Here is a 24,114-nt window from a genome sequence, read left to right as displayed (position 1 = left end):
TCCGGACCCTCGATATGTAAAGGGCGATACCGTTACGGTACCGCCCTTCGGTGACAAGGTCGGTCGATCGATGGCAGCCTGGATCAGTGTGGACGGGACGCCGGATTTTCCGAGTGTGCAGCGGTGCCCGCCTGCTCAGCAGCACGCTGCACGGCGGCATTCAGCGTATCGGGATCGAGGGCGCTCGCCACGAACTCGCGACCGCGATTGGTCACGTCGCGGGCGTAGCGCAGACCCTGGTCGCGAACTTCGTCCGCCCAGGGACCCACCGCCTTGTCCTCGCTGCGGGTGCGCGGCAGCAGCGCGCCGAGCAGGAGGCCGGCCGCGAGCCCGACCACACCGACCAGAAGCGGGTTCTCCGTGACAAAGGCCTCCACAGCCGACTTGCCGTCGTGGAAACGCTCCGCGCCGCGGTCGCTCAGATCTTCGATCCGGCGACGACCGGTGTCGCGTGTATCGGCGACCCAATCACGCGCATCGTCGACGGTGTCGCTGACACGGGCGCGAACATGGTGCGTCGCCTCTGCGGCGCGGTCACGGATGTCATCGGCAGCATCGGACGCTCGATCCTGCAGGTCATTGGCTTTCGCCCGTACGCCGCGTGCGGCCGAGTCGACCTCGTCATGGAGATCGCGGTCGGCAAGGTGCCCACGCGGCATGCCGGCAGCAGCGGCGATATCCTCGGGCAGCGCGTGCGGCTGATCGCCGGGCTTGGATGGGAAACTCATGGGATGCTCCTGAATTCTGGTGGCCGTCGCAGTCGGTGCAATCAGATCTGGGTCTCTTCAGCGAGATCCTTGACAGGGTGGCGCGTGGGCAGGTCCGGGTCGTAGACCCGGTCGGCGCCGGTCTTCACCACGGGCAGATCATCGACCAGGCGCCGAATCCGGCGGCTGTCGGGCGTCGCCGTGCCGTCCTTCGACATCCGGTGCATGAGCCAACCGACGCCGGCCGCGATGAGCAGAACCGGGACGGGATTGCGTCGGACAGCGGCGAGGGCGCCGTCATAGACCCCACTCAGCGGAGTCTGGCGGGCGTTGCCCAGCATCTCGTCGACGATGCTGGACACCGACAGACGTTCTTGGATCTGGTCGATGGTCTGGTCGAGACGGGCGCGGCTCGCCTCGATGTCCTTCTCGAGTTCATTCAGCGAACCGCTCATCCCGAAACCCTTTCAGACAGCGCGCGGGCATCCTGGAGCACCTGGCGCGATGTCCGCACCGGCGCCAAGGTCGACAGCGACATGGCATTGCGTCCGAGGAGGGCGAGCACGATCGCCACAACCAGCAGGACGCCGCCGACGATGAGGGCAGCGAGCGCCTCGGAGTGCACCACCGTGGCGAGCCATTTCACCAGGGCGTCCACCAGCACGAAGAGGGCGACGACACCGAACACTGCGGCGCCGACGAGCATGCCGAGACCGATGAAGAGCGACCGGACGTTGCTGGTCATCTCGTTGCGGAAGAGCGCTATCTCCTTCCGGGCGAGTTCGTTGGTTTCACGCAGGGCATCACCGATGAGGCCCTGAATGCTGGAGGGGGAGCCGTTCGACATCGTTCCCAGCCCTCAAGCGCGATAGTCGGTGCGCGAATCCGGCAACGGAGCCGCGCTCGTCGACTTGATGAAGCGCGCCACTACGAAACCGGTGAAGAAGGTCGCCACGGCCACCGCGACCGGTGCCCGGCGGGCAAAAGCTTCGGCGTCCTCGTAGAACTCGGAAAAGCTGCGCTTCTCGATGGAGCTGCCGAGCTGCTCGAGTCCTTCCGCTGCACTGTCGAAGAAGGCGCGGATGTTCGGCCGGTCGTCGAAGGTCTTGCTCGAGTCCCGCACCGATTTGGCGAGGTCCGTCACCGAGCGGGCTGCGTCCGATTTACGCTGATCGACGTAATCGGTGGCATGGGCGCGAGCCGCATCGACGAAGCCGCGTCCGCGCTCCACCGCCACATCCGCGATCCCTTCGACATCGCCCTTGAGGGCTTTCCAGTCCGCCGTCTCGCGCTCGGCCGCATCCGCGCCGGTCGATCCAAGGGGGTGATTGGCGCTCACGGTGAAACTCCTCGAAACATATTCGAAAATCGCTGTTGCGGCTCTTCAACATCCGCCGAAGAGCCACGGTTCCGCATTGCGGTGGAGGGTGCCACCTTCGCTGCAAACGCGTCGGACACATCCCGGACGGATCAGCTTTGGTTCAGGTTTCACCGCCTACCTTCGGCAGAGCTTGGCGGTATTGCGGTCACCGGTGCGACGTTTCGCACTTCGGTGCAGTCTCGATCCCGACCAAACCGATGGATGATGCCTCCCAACCGGACTTTTTGACAGTGAGAGTCGAGACTTCACCCCTTGACCCGGGTGACCCGAACGCGCTTGGCTACAACCGACGGATCGCGCTCGGCTTCCGCGCGTTCACCCACTGTATCATCCTGGTCGGGCGCGATCCTCGCGCCACGTCTTGAGGACCGGAGCCGGCTTCGTGGCACGTCTTGTCATCGTATCGAACCGCGTCGCTATCCCCGACGAAGGGGGTAAAGCCGTCGCAGCCGGTGGCCTCGCGGTCGCGGTGAAGGAGGCTTTCACCGCCTATGAAGGGCTGTGGTTCGGTTGGAGCGGCAAGGTCGTCGAGAACCCGGCGGAGGAGCCGACGCTGATCGACAGGGGCCGCGTGCAATACGCCGTCGTCGATCTGTCGCCCCAGGACCATCGCGAATACTATAGCGGATTCGCCAACCGGGCCTTGTGGCCGATCATGCATTACCGGCTTGGCCTCGGCAGCTTCTCGCGCTCCGATTATGCCGGCTATCAGCGCGTGAACCGGATTTTTGCGCGGGCTCTCGCGAACCTGATCGAACCCGACGACATCATCTGGGTCCACGACTATCATCTGCTGCCGCTCGCCTCGGAGCTGCGCGGCCTCGGGATCGCCAACCCGATCGGGTATTTCCACCATATTCCGTGGCCGGCCGCCGACGTGTTCAACACGCTGCCTGCGAGCAACGATCTCTTGCGCGGTATTGCCGATTACGACCTCATCGGCCTCCAGACCGATCCCGACGTCCACAATCTGACACGCAATCTCATCGACGAAATGCGGGCGATTCCGCTGGGCGGCGGCTCGCTGATGGTCGATGGGCGCCGCACCCGGATCCGCAGCTTCCCGATCGGAATCGACGTGGCCGGCTTCAAGGAAGCGGCCGAGAACGCCGGCTCGAACCGCACCGTCCGCGAGACCATGGCGGGCTTGCGCACCCGCAAGCTGCTCATCGGCGTCGACCGCCTCGATTATTCCAAGGGCGTGCCCGAGCGCATGGAGGCGGTGGATCGCTTCTTCGCGTCGAACCCCGATCAGCGCGGCAACGTAGTCTATCTGCAGATCACCCCGAAATCGCGCACCGAAGTGCCCGAGTACGAGGAGCTCAGCCGCGAGGTCAACGAGACGGTGGGCGAGATCAACGGCACCCTCGGCGAGCCGAACTGGACCCCGATCCAGTACGTGACGAAAGCCTATCCGCGTCCGGTTCTCGCTGGCCTCTACCGGGCCGCCCGGGTCGGGCTCGTCACGCCCATGCGGGACGGCATGAACCTGGTCGCCAAGGAATACGTGGTCGCCCAATCGGACGAGGACCCCGGCGTCTTGGTGCTGTCGAAGTTCGCAGGCGCGGCCCGTCAGCTGCCCGAGGCACTCCTCGTCAATCCCTACGACCGCTTCGAGGTGGCCGAGGCGATTCGGACCGCGCTCTACATGCCACGGGGCGAGCGCCTCGAGCGCTGGAAGCCGATGGTCGAGCGCATGACCCGCGAGGATGTCGATTGGTGGGCGCGCAACTTCATGACGGAGCTGGAAAACTTCCGCACCGTCGAGCGTCAGCCACCCCGCGCCGCTGCGGCGGCGGAATAGACCTTGCAAGCATCGTGACGGGGCGGCTTGCGTCCGGTTTCGATCTTCTCAGACGGACGTGCGTGTGAACGACGACATGATCGGCATCGACGACGGCGTTCCTGCGCCGCTCGGTGCTCACTTCGATGGCCGTGGCGTCAACTTTTCCGTGTTTTCGCAGAATGCCACCGCGGTGGATGTGTGCCTGTTCGAGCCGGGCGAACGGCATGAGCAACGGCGTATCCGCCTGCCGTGCAGAACTGACGACATCTGGCACGGCTATCTGCGCGGCGTTTTTCCGGGCCAGCTCTACGGTTACCGCGTGCACGGTCCCTGGGACCCCGCGCACGGGCACCGCTTCAATCCCGCCAAGCTGCTGCTCGACCCTTATGCCCGCGAAATCCACGGCCGGATTCGCTGGCACGATTCGCTCTACGGCCATCGCCGGGGCATCCAGCGCGAGGATCAGATCGATCGGCGAGACAGCGCCGCCTTCATGCCGCGCGGCGTCGTCACGGCGCCCGAGGTGCCGGATCTCGCGCTGCGTCCCGTGCGCCGGCCGCTCGCCCAGACGGTGATCTACGAGGCCCACGTCAAGGCGTTGACCCAGACCCATCCGGACGTGCCCGAGGCCGCGCGCGGCACCTATGCGGCCCTCGCTCATCCGGCGATCATCGAACATCTGACGAAGCTCGGTGTCACCGCCATCGAGCTCCTGCCGATCCAGGCTTTCGCCGATGACCGGTTCCTGGTGGAAAAGGGGCTCGTCAATTTCTGGGGCTACTCGCCGCTCAACTATTTCGCGCCCGATCCGCGCTATCGCGGCCCGGCCGGGATCGGCGGCCTCAAATCGGCGATCCGCGAACTCGCCGCTGCGGACATCGAGGTGATCCTCGACGTGGTCTACAACCACACGGCGGAGGCCGACCACACCGGACCGACCCTGTCGTTCCGCGGCATCGACAATGCCAGCTACTACAAGCTCGAACCCGACAACCCGCGCCGTGATATCGACTGCACCGGCTGCGGCAACACCCTCGATCTCGACCATCCGCGGGTGATGCAGTTCGTCCTCGATTCCCTGCGTCACTGGGTGACGGCCTACGGTGTCGCGGGCTTCCGGTTCGACCTCGCGACGAGTCTGGGCCGCGCGCCGCACGACTTCACCGCCAAGGCCGCGTTTTTCCAGGCGGTGGCACAGGATCCTGTGCTGGCGCAGGTCAAGATGATCGCCGAGCCCTGGGATATCGGCCAGGGCGGCTACCAGCTCGGGGGCTACCCGGTCGGCTGGAGCGAGTGGAACGACCAGTTCCGCGACAGCGTGCGGGGGTTCTGGCGCGGAGACCGCGGTACGCTGCCCAAGCTCACACAGGGATTGTCGGGCTCGCGCGAGATCTTTTCCGCCTCGAACCGTTCGCCCTTGGCCAGCATCAACTTCGCCGCTTCCCATGACGGCTTCACCCTCGCCGACGTGGTCGCCTACGAGGACAAGCACAACCACGCCAACGGCGAGGACAATCGCGACGGCCACGGTCACAACCTGTCGCGCAATTATGGCGTCGAGGGACCGAGCGAGGACGCGGCGATCCTGGCGGTCCGGGCGCGGCAGAAGCGCAACCTCCTCGCCACGATCCTTCTCGCGCAAGGCGTGCCGATGATCCTGATGGGCGATGAGCGCTCACGCAGCCAGGGCGGCAACAACAACGCCTATGCGCAGGACAACGCCACCAATTGGGTCGATTGGCAGACCGATCCCGATCCCGGCTTGACGGCATTCGTCGCCAACCTGACGCGTCTGCGCCGCGAGCAGCCGGCCTTGCGTCGCCGCCACTTCCTCACCGGTGCCGCCGTCGATGGCGGACCGCTGCGCGACGTGCATTGGCTCTCACCCTGCGGCGCCGAAATGGACGGAGACGCCTGGGCCGATGACGGACGCCAGGCCTTCGGCATGCAGATCGGCAACGACCTGCCGGATGCCGACCGCCTTCTCGTCCTCGTCAACGCCGCCGAGACCCCCTGCGACTTCACCCTCGCACCCGTCATCGGCGGTCCGTGGAGCGTCGTGTTCGACACGACGAAACCGACCGGTGCGGTCATCGCCGGGCAGGCGCTGTTCCCGGCCGGCGCCGGAATGCGTCTCGATGCCCGCTCGCTCTACGTGCTGCGGACGCGCCCGGCCAGCTACGGCCGCTGAGGCTTGATCCCGTCGGTTTCTTGCACACTCGGGCGCCTTCTCTCAAACCGGAGAGGGTGCCTGCTGCGCCCGTGCCCATCGCGGTCGTCAACCGGCGCCCGTCTTCGGCGCGCGCTTTTCCGTGACGGAGTCTATCGGGTCGCGGTGGCCGGAACCGGCTGCGTCGTCCCGGCGCGTTCGGTTTGGCGCACGAGTGTCCGAAGCAATTCGCCCTGTTCGTGCAGGACGCCTTCGAGGTGATGGATGCGGATCTCATCGAGCTTCTCGTGGAGCGCCATGATCTCGATCTCGGCCTTCAGATTGACCTCGTAATCGAGGCTGGCGGCGACCCGGTCGCGGGCGGCCTGACGGTTTTGCGACATCAGGATCACGGGGGCCTGCAAGGCGGCGACCATTGACAGCATGAGATTGAGGAAGATGTACGGGTAGGCGTCGAACTCGCGCCCATAGCGCGCCAGGATCACCGTATTGACCACGATCCATCCGATCAGGATCGCAATGAAGCCGATCATGAAGGCCCATGATCCGCCGAACTGCGCCACCTTGTCGGCGATCCGGTCGCCGACGGTCTCGGTCTCCGCCGCAGCCTCGTCGGCACTGCGTGCGATCGGCCTGCGCCGTGCGATGAGCGCGATCACCCGCTGCTCCCGCTCCGAGAACTGGGCCAAGCCATCGTCCAGCAATTGCCGTCCGAGCCGCGTGACTGCGTCGTCCATTCTCCGAAGGCTTTCGTCCGGCTGCGGCCGCCCCGGAAAGCGGCCGCCGACGTAAAATGAGGGGAAATCAGCCGTGTGCTGGGACCCGGCCGTCCGGCGTATATTGGTTGATCGCCTCGGGCAGGTCGCGCGAGAGCCGCGACAGCAACTCCTCTCGCGAGAGGCCAGTCTGTTGCGTCAGGGTAGCGAGCACGTCGGGGCCGATCGCCTGTTCGAGGTGTTGGGGTGCGATCTCCTTGTTCGGACCATGATCGACCCAGGACGACGCGGTGTCGCCGTGCCCGTTCTGGGTGAAGCGATCCACCAATTCGCCGAGCCCACCGCTGAGGAGGCCCCCCGCTCCTGCGCCTCCGAGCCCGCCGAGCAACCCGCCGAGGCCTCCTGCGGTCGCGGACGTCGTCGTGGTGTGAGAGGCGCTGGCACCGGATGGTGCCGGTGCGTCCTTGGTCAGATTACCGAGCATCTCGGTGATCTTGTCCCTGTTCTGGTAGCCTGCCACCGCAAGCATTCCGAGCAATGCCGTCATCGACGGAAATCCACGACTCATCGATTTTCTCCCTGTTGACAGTCGTCAAGATGCGCGTCCGCGCGACGACAGTCGATGCCGTACCGGACCGTTGGTATAATCATGAGGTCCGTTTCCACGCGCCGACGATGACTTGCCCGCCACGCGCCGGAAGTCAGGCGTCGCCGGATTCGTGGCGTAACTCGTGCCGGGCCTGTTCGAGAAATTCGGCACGCTCGTTCTCGCTCAGAACCAGAACCGGGCGTCCATAGGTTTTCACGTTGTCGGAGAAGATGCCGTCCCAGCATCGTTCGCCGTGGCTCTTGCACGCGAAATTCAGTTTTGCTCGGGCGAGAACGAGATTTTCGTCGGGTTCGCGCATCACGGCCTCCCGTCTCAACGCTGCACCCTAGCAGGCTGTCGGACCGCGTCGATGCTCGAATTCCTCGCAATCCCGCATCGCACAAATCTTCGAAGCTGGGCGGTTGTCGGCACGCTGCGCTGCGTTACCTCGCCATGAGGGAACCAGAGCGTTGCGGATGGCCTTCTGACATGTCGGCGAGCGTGGCGGCGGATCGAAATTCTCGAGATGACGAAAGACGGAGCCTTGATGCGGCGAGCCCATACCATGGCCTTCGGCAGCGAGATGGTGAAGGACGGCGCGCGGTTCGCCCTCTGGGCGCCCACCGCCAAGGACGTCACTCTCGTGGTCGATGGCACCGATCACGTGATCCCCGAGGTCGGCGACGGATGGCGCCGCCTGACCCTTCCGGGTGTGCACGCGGGGGCCCGCTACGGATATCGCATCGATGGCGACCTCGTGGTGCCCGACCCGGCTTCGCGTTTTCAGCCTGACGACGTCTCGGGTTTGAGTGAGGTGATCGACGCACGGGCCTATGGCTGGTCCGATCACGAATGGGCCGGGCGCCCCTGGGAGGAAACCGTCCTCTATGAGCTCCATGTCGGCACCGCGACACCGGAGGGCACCTACGCGGCCCTCGAAGGCAAGCTGGAAGACCTTCGCGATCTCGGGATCACCGCCATCGAGCTTCTGCCGCTCGCCGACTTCAAGGGAACCCGTAACTGGGGTTACGACGGTGTGCTGCCTTTCGCGCCGGATGCCGCCTATGGCCGACCGGACGACCTCAAGCACCTGATCGACAAGGCGCATTCCCTCGGGCTGATGGTCTTCCTCGACGCGGTCTACAACCATTTCGGACCGGCTGGGAACTACCTCAACGCCTATGCCAAGACGTTCTTCACCGAGCGTCATCAGACGCCCTGGGGCGCCGGGATCAACTTCGACGGCGAGACCAGCGGGCGCGTGGTGCGCGATTTCTTCATCGAGAATTCGCTGTACTGGCTGGAGGAATATCGTTTCGACGGCATTCGCTTCGATGCGGTTCACGCCATCCTCGACGATTCCGACAAGCACTTCATCGGCGAACTGGCCGAGACCATCCGCGCGCGCCTGCCCGGTCGGCACATCCACCTCGTGCTGGAGAACGAGGCCAATCAGGCCCGCTGGCTGGAGCGTGGCCCCGACGGCAAGGCGCTTCAGCACGACGCGCAATGGGCGGACGATCTGCACCATTGCTGGCACGTACTGCTCACCGGCGAGGATGCCGGATATTACGCGAGTTTCGCCGACAAGCCGGTGGATCACTTGGCGCGTTGCCTGTCGGAGGGCTTCGCCTACCAGGGTGAGCCGTTCCCGAGCCTCGACAACCATCCGCGCGGCGAGTCGTCCGGCCATTTGCCGCCCTCGGCTTTCGTCACCTTCCTGCAGAACCACGATCAGGTGGGGAACCGGGCACTCGGGGAGCGGCTGAATGCGCTCAGCGATCCGGCCAAGCTGGCGCTCGCCCGGGCCGGCCTGTTGCTGAGCCCACAGATCCCGATGCTGTGGATGGGCGAGGAATGGTCGGCCACGGCGCCGTTCCTGTTCTTCGTCGATTTCGCGCCGGACGCGGAGCTGAACAAGGCTGTGCGCGAGGGGCGCCGGCGCGAGTTCAAGAGCTTCGCGGCGTTCGCCGACGATACGTCAGTGATCCCCGATCCCACCGAGGCGAAGACGTTTGCGGATTCCCGGATCGATTGGTCGGAGCGGGAGCGCGCGCCGCATCGCGCGGTGCTGGCCGACACACGCAATCTCCTCCAGATTCGGCATCAGACCGTCGTGCCGCTGACCAAGACCCACTACCTCGGCAGCCAAGCGACCCTGCCGCGGAAGGATGCGGTGGATTGCACCTGGACGTACGAGGGCGGCTGGCTCCGCTTCGTCGCGAATTTCGGCGATACGGCCTTGCCGGTTTTGCGCGCTGGCGGGCAGGTGGTGTGGTGCAACGGGGCCGATTGTGATCCCGCCAACGACACGTTCGAACTCCCGTCCTGGACGGGTCTCTTCCTGACGGGTGTGAATCGATGAGCCGCGACCTCGAACGTCTCGCCGACCTGCTCGGCGTCGCTCCTGGCTATACGGACGCCTTCGGCCAGCCGGTGGAGACGTCCCTCGACACCCGCCGCGGGATGATCGCCGCCCTGGGCTTTCCGGTCGGCACCGATGACGAAATCGCAGCGAGCCTGCGCGAGGTCGCTGCGGTGCGCGAAGGGTTGATCCCGCCGTTGCTTCCGGCCGAATCGCGCCGGGCCGCGTTCGTGCCGCTGCGCGTGGGCCACGTCGCCGGTACCGTGGCGTGGCGCCTCGTGGACGAGCGCGGCCACACCCGCGAGGGGCGCGTGGCTTTGGGCGCCGACACCCAGGCGGGGTTCGAGCTACCCCCGCTGACGCCCGGCTATCACCGGCTCACCGCGACGCTCGGCGACGAGCGCGCCGAAGCCTGGGTCATCTCCGCGCCGCAGCGTTGCTGGCGCCCCCGCGCCTATGCGGATGAGGGCGCCCGCGATTGGGGCCTTGCCGCCCAGCTCTACGGCTTGCGCTCGCCCGACAATCTCGGAATCGGCTCCTACGCGGATGCCGGCCGGGCCGCTCACGATGCCGGCCTGCGGGGCGCCTCGTTCCTCGGCCTCAGCCCGGTCCATGCGCTGTTTGCCACCGACCGCACCAAGATTTCCCCCTACTCGCCGTCCTCGCGCCTGTTCTTGGAGACCCTGTACATCGAGCCCGGCGTGCTGCCCGGCTTCGTCGGTTCCAAGGCCGCCGCGCTCCTCGCCTCGATGTCGGCGCGGGTCGAGGCCCTGCGCGAGGCCAAGCTCGTTGAACATGCCGGCATCTGGGGCGTGCTCTCCCCGGTGCTGCGCGCGTTCTGGCAGGAATCCGCCGCCCGAGATGGCACCGATGCGGGGTTTGCCGCCTTCCGCGCCGCCGGGGGCGAGGATCTGGAGGCGCACGGCACATTCGAGGCCCTGGCCGAACATTTTCAGGGACGTGGCGCGCAGTGGCTCGGCGATTGGCCGGAGGAAATGCAGCGCAACGGCACCGACGCCGTGAAGGCCTTCGCGTCCGAGAACGCCGAGGCGGTGACCTATCACGTCTGGCTGCAATACCTCGCCGACAGGCAGCTCGAAGACGCCGCGAACACAGCCCTCGCCACCGGCATGCGTCTCGGCCTCTACCGCGATCTGGCGGTCGGCGCGGATCGCGGCGGCTCCGAGATCTGGTCGCATCCCGAGCGGTTCGCCAATGGCGTCTCCATCGGCGCGCCGCCCGATCTCCTGGCACCCAAGGGCCAGGATTGGGGCCTGCCCGCCTTCCACCCCCTGGAGATGGAGCGTGACGGGCTCGCCGCCTTCCGGGCTTTGGTGGTGTCGAACATGCGCCATGCCGGTGCGATCCGCATCGACCATGCCTTCCAGCTGGCGCGCCTGTTCCTGATCCCGCTCGGCGGTTCGGCCAAGGCCGGCGCCTACGTGGCGATGCCGTTCGAGCCGATGCTGGCCGTGCTGCGCCTCGAGAGCCACCGCGCCATGTGTCTCGTCATCGCCGAGGACCTCGGGACCGCGCCCGAAGGGTTCTCCGATGCGCTGATGCAGGCGGGCATCCTGAGCTATCGCATCCTCGCATTCGAGCGCGAGCACGGGGCCCGGTTCAAGCCGCCGGGGGCGTATCCGCGCGAGGCGCTGACCGCCATCACCACCCATGATCTGCCGACCTTCGTCGGCTGGTGGCGCGGTGTCGATACCGATACCCGGCAGGCGCTCGGGCTCTACGATGCCGAGCGGGCCGAAGCCGAGCGCCGTGAGCGCGTCGAGGAGCGCGCCCGCCTCACCGAGGCGCTGGCCGCCGAGCAGTTGCTGCCGAGCTACGACCCACCGGAGGCGGCGCCGTTCGAAGCTGCCGCGCGCTATCTCGGCCGCGCGCCGTCGATGCTGACGGCGGTGCAGTACGAGGACGTGGTCTCCGAACTCTCTCAAGCCAACGTGCCCGGCTCCACCGAGGGCTACCCGAACTGGCGGCGCAAGCTCGACCGCAGCCTGGAGGCGATCGCCGCTCCCGGTGGTCCGCTCGCCAAGCTGGCCGCGTCGCTTTCGGCCGAAGAGCGCGGCCCGCGCTCCGGCGCTGCCCGCCTCGCCTCGCCGCCGCCGCGTGCCACCTACCGCCTGCAATTCCACAAGGACTTCACCTTCGCGGACGCCGAAAAGATCGTGCCGTATCTGGCCAAGCTCGGAATCAGCCACGTCTATGCGTCGCCGATCCAGAAGGCGCGGCCGGGCTCGACCCACGGCTACGACATCGTCGACCATTCGACGATCAATCCGGAGCTCGGCGGCGAGGCGGGCTTCGTCCGCTTCTCCGAGGTCCTGCACGGCCATGGCCTCAAACTGCTGCTCGACATCGTCCCCAACCACATGGGGGTCGGCGGCGCGGACAACCCGTGGTGGCTGTCGGTGCTCGAATGGGGCGGGCTGTCGCCCTCGGCCGATGCCTTCGACATCGACTGGTCGCGCCTCGGCGCCAACAACAAGCTGGTGGTGCCGTTCCTCGGCGACCGCTACGGCGAAGCCTTGGAGAAGGGGTCGCTCGAACTGAAGTTCGATGCCGACAAGGGCGCCTTCAGCGTCTGGCATTACGAGCACGAATTCCCGATCTGCCCGCGCCAATATCCGACCATCCTCAACCGCTCGCTCGCGGCCCTGGGAGACATCGAGAATGCGGCGGCGCTGGAAGTCCTCGGTATTTCCGAGCGGCTGCGTCTCATGGGTGAGGAGACCAACGCGGAGCGGCGGTTCGACTTCCCGGCCGAGGCCGAGGAGCTGAAGCAGCGGCTGGTCGAGGCGGTAGCGGCCTCGCCCGCCATCGCGGCGGCGATCGCCCGAACCCTGCGGCTGCTGAACGGCGCCAAAGGCCATGCCGACAGTTTCGGCCCGCTGCACCGGCTGCTCGAACAGCAATCCTACCGGCTCGCCCATTGGCGGGTTGCGGCCAGCGACATCAACTATCGCCGGTTCTTCGATGTGAACGGACTGGCGGGCCTGCGCGTCGAGAAGTCCGACATCTTCCGGCGCTCGCACGAGACGGTGTTCCGCCATATTCGCGAGGGCCGGATCGACGGATTGCGCATCGACCACATCGACGGGCTGGCCGATCCGCTCGGCTATTCGCGGGCGCTCCAGGCCGCCGTCGGCCCCGGATTCTATGTGGTCGTCGAGAAGATCCTCGAGCCGGGCGAGCGTCTGCGGCCGTGGCCCGTCGCCGGGACCACCGGCTACGACGTGCTGAACCAGCTCGACGGCATCCTCGTCGACAAGAGCCAGCGCCGGGAGATCCGCGCGCTCTACGAGAGCCGGACCGACTACGACGAGCCCTACAAGTTCCTGCTGCGCGCAGCCAAGGCCGAGATCCTCGAGATCAGCTTCGCCTCCGAGCTCGAGGTGATGACCTCCGACCTCAAGGCGGTGGCCGATGCCGACCGGCGCACCCGCGACTTCTCGGTGAACGCGATCCGGCGGGCGCTCATCGAAATCATCGCCCGTTTCCCGACCTATCGCAGCTACCTGCCCGGCGATCTCGACGAGAGCGACGTCGAGGACGAAGATGTCCGTCTCATCGAGACGGCGGTGAAGAAGGCCAAGCGCTGGAGTGCCCTGCCGGACCGCTCGGTCCACGACTTCGCCGCCGACGCCATGCTCGGTCGGATCGACGTCACCGGGCCGGGACGCCCGGATCCGGAGGTGATCCTGCGCTTCCGCCGCCGTTTCCAGCAGCTCACCGGCCCGGTGATGGCCAAGAGCCTGGAGGACACGCTGTTCTACCGGTTCTCGGAACTCCTCGCCCTCAACGAGGTCGGCGGCGATCCGGGCGAATACGGGATCGACGGCGAGCATTTCCACGCGCTCCAGGCGGCGCGTGCCCGCGACTGGCCCAACGCCATGATCGCTACGGCGACCCACGATACCAAGCGTGGCGAGGATGCCCGGTCGCGGCTGCTCGCTCTGTCCGAGATGCCCGAGGATTGGGCGCGGGCATGGGATATGTGGAGCGCGCTGGCACAGCCCCACCTCACCACCAGCGACGACGAGGCTGTGCCCGACGCCAACGACCAGTGGATGTTTTTCCAGGCCATTCTCGGTGCATGGCCGCTCGAGCTGCTCGATACGGACGAGGCCGGCGCGATCGAAGATTTTCGCAAGCGCCTCGACGCCTATTCGGAAAAGGCCCTTCGCGAAGGCAAGCGCCGGTCGAGCTGGGTCAACGTCGACGAGGCCTACGAGGGCGCGGTCCACGCGCTCTTTGCCAAGCTCATCGTGCCGGGCTCGGAGTTCCTGGCGCAGCTGCGTCCCTTCGCCAAGCGACTCGCTCATCTCGGCATGATCGCTGGCCTCGGCCGCACCGTGCTGAAGGCGACCCTGCCGGGCCTGCCCGACACCTATCAGGGCACCGAGTTCTGGGACTTCTCCTTCGTCGATCCCGACAACCGCCGCCCGGTGAATTATCAAGCTCTGGCCCGTTCACTGGAGGAGGGTGGCGCGGTGCCCGACCTTCTGGCGCAGTGGACCGACGGCCGCGTGAAGCAGGCCACCCTCGCTCGCCTGCTCACTGACCGGACCGAGCGTCCGGGTTTCTACGCCGTTGCCGATTACCAGGCTGTGGTGCCGGACGGCGCGCTCGCCGACCATGTCATCGCGTTCACACGTTCGGATGCGACGGTGGTTCAGGGCGACCTGCTGGTGGCCGTGCCTCGGCTCGTATCGCGGCTGGTGGGAGACGCGGTCTGGACGGGAGAGGCTTTCGCCGGAACGGTTCTGCCGGTGCCGGCGGACAGCGCCTGGATCGACCTCGTCACCGGAGAACCGGTAGACGGGCATGACGGACGGATCGAACTCGACCGCCTGTTCGCGCGTCTGCCCTATGCGGTCCTGAAGCGGACCCGCTGAACCGGCTCACGATCCTTCCTCGAATCCGAGGGAGGGTCGCCGCGGCGCAACCGGACGAGGGGATGACCTCGTTCGAAAAAGCGTGCGCCTCTCCCGACCCGCCTGAGCGGGCCATTCGCTCGCGAAGAGGGGTGAGGGAGACTGCGAAAAATTGTTACGGAATGGAGAATTCATGAACGCACCGAACCTCGCAACGACCGCCGCTCAGCGGACCGAAGCCGGTATGGTGCCGCTTCCGGCCTCCCTCGCGCCCCGCGCCGAGGGGCCGCGTATCTACAATCTGTTTCCGCTCTTGGTGGGCCGCGTCTCGGCCTGGACCGCGGAACTGCCGCGCATTGCCGATCTCGGATTCGATTGGGTCTACCTGAACCCGTTTCACCAGACCGGCGGCTCGCGCAGCCTCTATGCGGTGGCCGACACGGACCGGCTCGATGCGCGCTTTCGCGACGCTGACGGGACCTCGGACGACGAACAGATCCGTCGTTTCTGCGCCGCAGCCGGGGCGCTCGGCCTCAACGTGATGACCGACCTCGTGGTCAATCACACCGCCAAGGATGGCGCGCTGGCCCGCGACCGGCCCGATCTGTTCCTGCGCGACGCCGATGGCGAGATCGAGAGCCCCTACGCCGTCGACCCCGATGATCCGAGCATCCGCACGGTCTGGGGCGATCTCGCCGAACTCGACTATCACTCGGAAGCCGCTCGGCATGAGCTCACGGCGCTTTGGGCGGGCTACATCAATCGCCTTCAGGATCTCGGTGTCGGCGGTTTCCGCTGCGATGCGGCCTACAAGGTCCCAGCACTGGTCTGGCGCGATCTCATCGGCGCGGCCAAGGCCGTCGAGCCCAACTGCCTATTCGCCGCCGAGACCCTGGGCTGCACCTTCGAGGAGGCCCAGGCCACGGCCGGCGCCGGATTCGACTACCTGTTCAACAGCTTCGCGTGGTGGGATCTCAAGGCGTCATGGGCTCTGGAACAGTATGACCGCCTGCGCGTGGTCGCACCCTCCATCGCCTTCCCGGAGAACCACGACATGGCCCGCCTCGCCGCGGACCTCGATGGTGATGCGGCCGCCATCGCTCGCCACCTGAAGGCGCGCTATGCGCTCGCGGCATTCTTCTCGGCGGGCGTTCTGATGCCGATCGGCTACGAATGGGGCTACGCGAAAGCCCTGCATGTGGTCGACACCACGCCCGATTCGCGGGAATCCGACACCGGCATCGACATCTCTGGCTACGTCGCCGCGATCAACGCCCTGCGGGTCGAACTTTCCGCCGCCAACGTCGAGGGTGCGCAAGCGCGCATCTCGGCACCGGACGCGGCTTTCGTGGCGCTCCTTCGCTTCGATACAGGCCACGGCGCCTCAGCTCGCCACGCGACGCTAGTGCTGCACAACCCGACACAGGCCTCCGTCGCCGTCGATGCCGGTGCGTTGCTGGCCCGGACCGGCGGGATGCTCGGCGCCTTCGAGGATCGCACGCCCGAGGTCGATCCCATCGCCTTCCATCCCGGGATCAGCCTCGATCTCGTGCCGGGCGAGGTGCGCATTCTGGCCGCCGCACGCGTTGAGCCGGCCCGTCGCCCTGCCCTGACAACGCCGAGCGGCGAGGGACGCGTGGTGATCGAGGCGGTGATGCCGGAACTCGATGGCGGCCGCTCGCCGGTCAAGCGCGTGGTCGGCGAGAGCGTGCGCGTCACCGCCGACATCTTCAGCGATGGCCACGAGATCATCGACGCGGAAATCCTGTCGCGCGTTGTCGGCGAGGAGGCCTGGGCCTCCGATCCGATGGTGTTCATCGACAACGACCGCTGGGGCGGCCAATTTCCGCTCGAGCACAACGCCCGCTACGAGTTCACGATCCGGGCCTGGCGCGATGCGTTCTCGTCCTGGATGCGCGACACCCTGAAGAAGCGCGACGCCGGCGTCGACGTGCAGTTGGAGACCGTGGAGGGGATCGCCTTCGTCCAGGGCGCGGCCGACTTCGCGGAAGGGCGCGACCGCGACCGGCTTCTCGCCGTCGTCTCGGCGCTCGCCGCCGAGGGCACCGGTTCGGCGACGCAACTCGACCTGATCCTGGCACCGGAGACCGCAGCCTTGGTGCGCCGCTACGCGCCACGGGTGAATCTCTCGCGCTACCCCGTCAACGTCCCGGTGATCGCCGACCGGCTCGCGGCGCGGTTCTCGGCTTGGTACGAGATCTTTCCGCGTTCGCAATCGGGCGACGTCAACCGCCACGGGACCTTCGACGACGTGATCGCGCGTCTTCCCCAGATCCGCGAACTCGGCTTCGACGTGCTGTACTTCACGCCGATCCATCCGATCGGAAAGACCAACCGCAAGGGCAAGAACAACACCCTGAAGGCGCTGCCGGGCGATGTCGGCTCGGTCTACGCGGTGGGTTCGGCGGAGGGTGGCCACGAGGCGGTCCATCCCGATCTCGGCACGCTCGACGATTTCCGCAGGCTGGTGGCCGCCAGTCACGCCTATGGCATGGAGATCGCCCTCGATTTCGCGATCCAGTGCTCGCCGGATCACCCCTGGATCAAGGACCACCCCGAGTGGTTCGAGTGGCGCCCCGACGGCACCCTGAAGTTCGCCGAGAACCCGCCGAAGAAATACGAGGATATCTCCAACGTCCATTTCTACAGCGGCGCCTTGCCGTCGCTGTGGATCGAGCTGCGCGACATCGTTCTCGGCTGGGCGGCGTTGGGCGCCCGCATCTTCCGGGTCGACAATCCGCACACCAAGCCGATCCCGTTCTGGGAATGGATGATCGCGCAGGTGAACGGCCACTATCCCGACGTGATCTTCCTCGCCGAGGCCTTTACCCGGCCCAAGATGATGAAGAAGCTTGCCAAGGCCGGCTACCAGCAGAGCTATACCTACTTCACCTGGCGCGACACCAAGGCGGAACTCATCGCCTATTCGACCGAACTGGCCGGTGAGATGGGCGAATACTACCGCCCGAATTTCTTCGCCAACACGCCCGACATCAACCCGATCTACCTGCAGACCAGCGGACGGGCCGGGTTCGTAGTGCGCGCGACGCTCGCCGCCACCCTGTCGAGCGTCTGGGGCATCTACAACGGTTTCGAGCTCTGCGAGGCCGCACCGTATCCCGGCAAGGAAGAGTATCTCAACTCCGAAAAGTACGAGCTGAAGGCCTGGGACTACGACCGGCCCGGCAACATCCGCGAGCACGTGATCAAGCTCAACCGGATCCGCCAGGACAATCCAGCCCTGTGGGATTTCCGGAACGTCGTCTTCACCGGCGCCTTCAACGACCAGATCATCGCCTACGCCAAGACCACGCCGGAGGCGGACAATTGCATCTTCGTGATGGTCAATCTCGATCCGAAGAACCGGCAGGAATGCACCTACGAGGTGCCGCTATGGCTGGTCGGCCAGCCGGATGACGGTGCCGTGGAGGTCGAGGACCTGCTGCTCGGCTACACGTTCGAGCTGCGCGGGAAATCGCACCGCATCGCCTTCGACCCGGCGGAACGCTCGGCCATCGTATGGCGGCTGCGGGCACCACGCCGGGTTGCGTAAACCGCGTGCGCGTGTCAGCAAAAAATCCGACGGATATGGCCAACCGTCGCGGTGTCGCCTCAGTGTCGGCGCCTACCCCACCCACGGACGGCGCGCGCGTTCTCCCCTCTCTGGGGATGACAGCCGACGCGCCGGACACGCCCTTGAAACCGACGCATGAGGCAACGACGCGATGATCGATCGCAGCGATCCGCAATGGTACCGTGACGCCATCATCTATCAGATCCACGTCAAGTCGTTCTTCGACTCGAACAACGATGGGATCGGCGATTTCGAGGGCCTGACGCAGAAGCTCGACTACGTCCGCGACCTAGGGGTCACGGCGATTTGGCTGATGCCGTTCTATCCCTCGCCGCTGCGGGACGATGGCTACGATATCGGCGACTACCGCGAGGTGAATCCCTCCTACGGGACGATGGAGGAGTTCCGGAAGTTCGTGGACGCCGCGCACGAGCGTGGCCTGCGCGTGATCACCGAACTCGTCATCAACCACACCAGCGACCAGCACCCCTGGTTCCAGCGCGCCCGCGAAGCGCCGGCCGGATCGCCGGAGCGCGACTTCTACGTCTGGTCGGACACCGACACACCGTACGCCGACACGCGCATCATCTTTCTCGACACCGAGACCTCGAACTGGACCTGGGACCCGGTCGCCAAGCAGTACTTCTGGCACCGGTTCTACAGCCATCAGCCGGACCTGAACTTCGACAACCCGGCCGTGCTCGAGGGCGTGATCGAGGTCATGCGCTATTGGCTCGACATGGGTGTCGACGGGCTGCGCCTTGACGCGATCCCTTACCTGATCGAGCGCGACGGCACGAACTGCGAAAACCTGCCGGAGACCCACACGGTCATCAAGGCGATCCGCGCGGCCCTCGATGCGAGCTACCCCGACCGCATGCTGCTGGCGGAAGCCAACCAGTGGCCGGAAGAGACGGCGCAGTATTTCGGCGACGGCGACGAATGCCACATGGCGTTCCACTTCCCGCTGATGCCGCGCATGTACATGGCGATCGCCCGGGAAGACCGGCACCCGATCACCGACATCATGCGTCAGACCCCGGAGATTCCCGAGGGCTGCCAATGGGCGATCTTCCTGCGCAACCATGACGAGCTGACCCTCGAAATGGTCACCGCCGAGGAGCGTGACTACCTGTGGTCGTTCTACGCCGCGGAACGCCGCGCCCGCATCAATCTCGGTATCCGCCGCCGCTTGGCTCCGCTCCTGGAGAACGATCGGCGTAAAATCGAGCTGATGAAGTCCCTCGTCCTGTCGATGCCCGGTACGCCGGTGCTCTACTACGGCGACGAGATCGGCATGGGCGACAACATCTATCTCGGCGACCGCGACGGCGTGCGGACACCGATGCAATGGTCCCCGGATCGCAACGGCGGCTTCTCGCGGGCCAACCCGGCCAAGCTGTTCCTGCCCTCGGTGCAGGACCCGATCTACGGCTTCGACGCCATCAACGTCGAGGCGCAGACCCAGTCGCAGACCAGTCTGCTGAACTGGACCCGGCGCATGATCGCCATCCGCAACAACTCCACGGCCCTGGGCCGGGGCGGGATGCAGTTCCTGTATCCGAGCAACCGCAAGGTGCTCGCCTGGATCCGTGAGTTCGAGGGCGAGCGGGTGCTGTGCGTCGCCAACCTGTCGCGGGCGCCACAGGCGGTGCAACTCGACCTGTCGGAACTGCGCAACGCCGTGCCGATCGAATTGACCGGCGGCTCGGAATTCCCGGCCATCGGCGAACTGCCCTACCTGCTGACGCTGCCGGCCTATGGCTTCTACTGGTTCTCGCTCAGTGCCGCGAATACCGGCACCGTCGGGCCGCAGCCCGAGGCGCCGGAGCTCTTCACGCTCGTGCTCACCGGCGGGATCGAGACCCTGATGGCTGGTCGCGAGCGCACGGCCTTCGAGCGCACCGTGGCGCCGCGCTTCATCGCAACCCGCCGATGGTTCGCCGCCAAGGGATCGCGCATCAAGTCGGTTCAGGTCATCGATAGCGCCGCGCTCAAGGATGCGTCCGGCGAGGCCAAGTTCCTGCTGCCCCGCGTCGCCGTCCACCTCGCCTCCGGCGAGCGCCAGGACTATTTCGTACCCGTGGCCGTCGACGAGGGCCGCGAGGACGAGGCGATGATGCAGCATGCGGTGGCGCGCGTCCGCCGCGGGCCGCGCACCGGCCTGCTGTTCGGCGCAGCCGCATCGGCTCCGTTCGTGATCTCGATGATCGAGGGCATGCGCGAGGGACGCGAAATCTCCACCGAGAGCGGTAAGCTGGTGTTCTCGACCACGTCGGCGTTCGATCCCGATGTCACGTTGGAGGCGAGCGATGTGCGCGCGCTCAACGCCGAGCAGAGCAACACCTCCATCGCCATCGGCTCGAAGATGATGCTGAAGCTGCTGCGGCGGCTGCAGACCGGTATCCATCCCGAGATCGAGGTCGGGCGCTTCCTCACGGAGACGGCGAAGTTCGGCAACACCCCGGCGCTGCTCGGCGTGCTCGAGCATGTCGACGAGGCTGGGACCCGCACCGCACTCGCCGTGCTGCAGAACTTCGTGCCCAACCAGGGCGATGCCTGGACGTTGATGCTGGAAGGCCTGCGCCGCGACTTCGACACTGTGGTGCTCGCCCCCGAGAGCGAGGCTCCGACCCCGGCCGAGGCCTTCGAGACGCATCTGCGCTGGGCGATCCTGCTCGGACGGCGGACGGCCGAGATGCACAACGCCTTCGCGACGCCCACCGACGATCCGGCCTTCGCCGCCGAGCCGTTCGACCATGACGACCTGATCGCGCTCGGCGAGGACACCCGGCGGCAGGCGGAGCGTGCCTTCCGCGGGCTCGATGGTCTGGCCGGGCGCAGTGCCAACGTGGCGAGCACGGAACTCGCCGGACGCCGCCGCGAGGTCGAAGACGCCGTCGAAGCGCTCACGGCCCGCGCACCGATCGGGGCCATGAAGACCCGCATCCACGGCGACTATCATCTCGGGCAGGTGCTGGCGGCGGATGACGATCTCATCATCGTCGATTTCGAGGGTGAGCCGTCGCGGCCCGCCGACGAGCGCCGGATGAAGTCGACGCCGCTGCGCGACGTCGCCGGCATGATGCGCTCGTTCGCCTATGGCGCCGAGACCGTGACCCGCGAGATCGCGGTGCGCTTTGCCGATTCCGAGGAGCGGGCACGCCGGGCATCCATCGAGTGGCGCGGCATGATCGATGCGGCGTTCCTCGACGGCTACCGCGAGGCCGTCTCCGTGAGCAGTGCCGCCGTGACCGATGCGGAGACCGAGAGCCGGCTTCTGAAGCTCTCGTTGCTGACGAAGGCCCTCTACGAGGTCGATTACGAAGCCAACAACCGCCCCGACTGGATCGAAATCCCGGCCCGGGGGGTTCTCACCATTCTGGATGAGATCAAGAGAGGCGTTTGAATGATGGGCATCGACGAGACGTTTGCGGGGAAGACCGGGCGCATATCCGAAGGCTCCGGGTCCACGGACGTTCCGCCCGTTGCCAGGTCGACGGCACCGGAGGTGAGCCTTCACCCCGATGCCGTCGCGGCCATCATGGCGGCAAATCACGGTGATCCGTTCTCGGTCCTCGGCCCGCATCAAGTCGGGCCGGGAAGCTGGGAGGTGCGCGTGGTTCTCCCCGAGGCCAAGTCGGCGAACCTGCTCGTCGGCGGCAAGCGCATTCCGTTCGAGCGCAAACACCCCGACGGCTTCTTCGTCGCCCGCGTGCCGAGCGAGGGACGCCCGCTCTATGAGCTCTCCGTCGAGTTCTGGGACGGCACCGAGCGCTCGCGCCACGATCCCTATGGCTTCGGCTCGTCGCTGCAGCAGCACGACATCGATGCCCTGCGTGAGATCGGAAGCGACGTCACCTACCGCATTCTCGGGGCGCAGGCGCGCACCGTCGACGGGATCGCGGGCTTCCGTTTCGCCGTCTGGGCGCCGAACGCCCGCCGCGTCAGCGTCGTCGGCGATTTCAACGGTTGGGATGGTCGTCGCCACCCGATGCGCTTGTGGCAGAGCGGCGGAATCTGGGAGTTGTTCGTCCCCGGTCTCACCGCCGGCGCCCATTACAAGTTCGAAATACGCGGCGCGGACGGCACGATCCTGCCGCTCAAGGCCGACCCTGTGGCGTTTGCTGCCCAAAAGCCGCCAGAGACGGCCTCCGTTCTTCAGGGCACCAGCGAGCCGGCTTGGCACGATGAGGCCTGGATGGCCAGGCGTGGCGCCAAGGACCCGCGCCATGTGCCGATCTCGATCTACGAGGTCCATCTCGGTTCGTGGGCGCGGGTGGCCGAAGAGGGCAACCGCTACCTGACCTATCAGGAACTGGCCGACCGGCTGATCCCCTACGTCAAGGATATGGGCTTCACCCATATCGAGATGCTGCCGATCACCGAGTTCCCGTTCGATGGCTCATGGGGCTACCAGCCGGTATCGCTGTTCGCCCCCACCAGCCGTTTCGGCACGCCCGACGACTTCGCCGCCTTCGTCGATGCCGCGCATGAGGCCGGTATCGGCGTGATGCTGGATTGGGTGCCGGGGCACTTCCCCCTCGACGCGCATGGCCTCGGCCAGTTCGACGGAACGCATCTCTACGAGCATGCCGATCCGCGCCAGGGCTTCCACCAGGATTGGGGCACCTACATCTATAATTTCGGCCGTACGGAGGTGTCGTCCTTCCTCGCAGCCAATGCCCGCTTCTGGCTGGAGCATTACCACCTCGACGGTCTGCGCGTGGATGCCGTCGCGTCGATGCTCTACCTCGACTATTCCCGTCGCCAGGGCGAGTGGATCCCCAACCAGTACGGCGGCAACGAGAACCTCGACGCGATCCATTTCCTGCGCAAGACCAACGAGGCGACCTACGCGCATGCGCCGGGTACCCTGACGGTCGCCGAGGAATCGACCTCATGGCCGGGGGTTTCGCACCCGACCTATACCGGCGGCCTCGGTTTCGGCTTCAAGTGGAACATGGGGTGGATGCACGACACCCTGAACTTCGTCTCGAAGGAGACGATCCATCGCCGCTACCACCACCACGACCTGACCTTCGGCCTGCTCTACGCCTTCTCGGAGAACTTTATCCTGCCGCTGTCCCACGACGAGGTGGTGCACGGGAAGGGCTCGCTCCTCGGCAAGATGCCGGGCGATCGCTGGCAGAAATTCGCAAATCTGAGGGCGTATTACGGCTTCATGTGGGGCCATCCCGGCAAGAAGCTGCTCTTCATGGGCTGCGAGTTCGGCCAGGAGAAGGAGTGGAACCACAATCAGAGCCTCGACTGGCATCTCCTCGAAGACGGAATGCACCAGGGCGTCAAGGATCTGATCCGCGATCTCAACCATCTCTACGCGGCGACGCCCGCGCTTCACACGCGCGACACCGAGGCCGGTGGCTTCCAGTGGCTGGTAGCGGACGATCAGGACAACAGCGTCATCGCCTGGGCCCGAAAGGGCCGGGAGGCCGGCGAGGTCGCCGTGGTCGTCGCGAACTTCACCGCGGTCCCGCGCGACGGCTATCGCATCGGCGTTCCGGAAGCGGGTTTCTATCGCGAGGCGGTGAACTCGGATTCCGAGCGCTATGGCGGTTCGAACATCGGCAACATGGGCGGTGTCCACGCCGAGGCCATCGAGAGTCACGGCCAGCCCTACTCGCTGTCCCTCACCATCCCGCCGCTCGCGACGATGATCCTCGTCCGCGAAGGATGAGCTGACCGAGGGCCCGTCTGGGAGGCCGCTCCCAGACGGGCCCGCTCGATTGGATGGTCTATTTCCAGCGATAGTCTGGTTCTGAGGCGCCGCAGCGGGGTGAAGGCCTTGTGAGATGCGCTTCAAGGATCGCAGAGCGCACTGGAGGACTCCTTCGAGGCCGCTGACGCGCCGCCGCAGGACGAGGTGTTCAGTGGGCGCCCCGCCTGAACATGCACGAA

General features: G+C 66.3%; 14 protein-coding genes. 7 read left to right on the top strand and 7 right to left on the bottom strand.

Annotated features, from left to right (window positions below; all coding sequences use genetic code 11):
* Positions 1-83: 83 nt before the first annotated feature.
* From G3T14_RS06375 to G3T14_RS06360, 4 genes are read right to left on the bottom strand one after another with little or no spacing between them, the layout of a single operon-like run.
* Positions 84-728: a hypothetical protein gene (locus G3T14_RS06375; RefSeq protein ID WP_163641168.1), complete on the bottom strand. Its 645-nt coding sequence runs from the start codon at positions 726-728 to the stop codon at positions 84-86.
* 41 nt (positions 729-769) lie between these two features.
* Entirely contained in the window at positions 770-1,162 is a 393-nt protein-coding gene (locus G3T14_RS06370) for a DUF3618 domain-containing protein (protein ID WP_163641167.1), read from the bottom strand.
* Positions 1,159-1,554: a phage holin family protein gene (locus G3T14_RS06365; protein WP_163641165.1), complete on the bottom strand. Its 396-nt coding sequence runs from the start codon at positions 1,552-1,554 to the stop codon at positions 1,159-1,161. Before G3T14_RS06365 ends, G3T14_RS06370 begins: the two co-directional genes overlap by 4 nt.
* A 12-nt stretch (positions 1,555-1,566) precedes the next feature.
* Complete coding sequence (locus G3T14_RS06360) at positions 1,567-2,046, bottom strand: hypothetical protein (protein ID WP_163641163.1); 480 nt, start codon at positions 2,044-2,046, stop codon at positions 1,567-1,569.
* 424 nt (positions 2,047-2,470) lie between these two features.
* Between G3T14_RS06360 and G3T14_RS06355 the strand changes: the two genes are divergently transcribed.
* Positions 2,471-3,892, top strand: coding sequence for a trehalose-6-phosphate synthase (locus G3T14_RS06355; protein ID WP_163641161.1), 1,422 nt, complete (start codon positions 2,471-2,473; stop codon positions 3,890-3,892).
* Between the two features lie 76 nt (positions 3,893-3,968).
* The gene (glgX, locus tag G3T14_RS06350; protein ID WP_163641340.1) at positions 3,969-6,065 is read left to right on the top strand and encodes a glycogen debranching protein GlgX; all 2,097 of its coding nucleotides are present in this window, start codon (positions 3,969-3,971) and stop codon (positions 6,063-6,065) included.
* A gap of 131 nt (positions 6,066-6,196) precedes the next feature.
* On the opposite strand, the gene G3T14_RS06345 is transcribed toward glgX, so the two are convergent.
* The 3 genes from G3T14_RS06345 to G3T14_RS06335 all read right to left on the bottom strand — a co-directional run bounded on the left by G3T14_RS06345 (position 6,197) and on the right by G3T14_RS06335 (position 7,668).
* Positions 6,197-6,781, bottom strand: a complete 585-nt coding sequence (locus tag G3T14_RS06345; RefSeq protein ID WP_163641159.1) for a DUF1003 domain-containing protein — start codon at positions 6,779-6,781, stop codon at positions 6,197-6,199.
* A gap of 67 nt (positions 6,782-6,848) precedes the next feature.
* On the bottom strand, positions 6,849-7,328 hold the full coding sequence (locus G3T14_RS06340; RefSeq protein ID WP_163641157.1) for a YidB family protein: 480 nt from the start codon (positions 7,326-7,328) through the stop codon (positions 6,849-6,851).
* Positions 7,329-7,461: 133 nt separating this feature from the next.
* Positions 7,462-7,668 carry a hypothetical protein gene (locus tag G3T14_RS06335; RefSeq protein ID WP_163641155.1) on the bottom strand — a complete coding sequence of 69 codons (207 nt, stop codon included), beginning with the start codon at positions 7,666-7,668 and terminating at the stop codon, positions 7,462-7,464.
* Between the two features lie 228 nt (positions 7,669-7,896).
* On the opposite strand from G3T14_RS06335, the gene treZ reads away from it, so the two are divergent.
* The 5 genes from treZ (at position 7,897) to glgB (ending at position 23,893) form a co-directional block, all read left to right on the top strand.
* Complete coding sequence (gene treZ / locus G3T14_RS06330; protein ID WP_163641153.1) at positions 7,897-9,714, top strand: malto-oligosyltrehalose trehalohydrolase; 1,818 nt, start codon at positions 7,897-7,899, stop codon at positions 9,712-9,714.
* On the top strand, positions 9,711-14,621 hold the full coding sequence (locus tag G3T14_RS06325) for a malto-oligosyltrehalose synthase (protein ID WP_163641151.1): 4,911 nt from the start codon (positions 9,711-9,713) through the stop codon (positions 14,619-14,621). The genes treZ and G3T14_RS06325 overlap by 4 nt, the downstream gene beginning before the upstream one ends.
* A 172-nt stretch (positions 14,622-14,793) precedes the next feature.
* Entirely contained in the window at positions 14,794-18,174 is a 3,381-nt protein-coding gene (locus G3T14_RS06320; protein ID WP_163641149.1) for a maltotransferase domain-containing protein, read from the top strand.
* Positions 18,175-18,346: 172 nt separating this feature from the next.
* Positions 18,347-21,604 (top strand): maltose alpha-D-glucosyltransferase, encoded by a 3,258-nt coding sequence (gene treS / locus G3T14_RS06315; RefSeq protein ID WP_163641147.1) that lies wholly within the window; start codon positions 18,347-18,349, stop codon positions 21,602-21,604.
* Positions 21,605-23,893, top strand: coding sequence for a 1,4-alpha-glucan branching protein GlgB (gene glgB, locus G3T14_RS06310; protein WP_163641145.1), 2,289 nt, complete (start codon positions 21,605-21,607; stop codon positions 23,891-23,893).
* The last annotated feature ends 221 nt before the right edge of the window (positions 23,894-24,114 follow it).

It is taken from the genome of Methylobacterium sp. BTF04 (assembly GCF_010692745.1).
Taxonomy (GTDB): domain Bacteria; phylum Pseudomonadota; class Alphaproteobacteria; order Rhizobiales; family Beijerinckiaceae; genus Methylobacterium.
The sequence above is the reverse complement of the archived record's forward strand: the minus strand, read 5'-3'. Positions and strand labels throughout refer to the sequence as shown.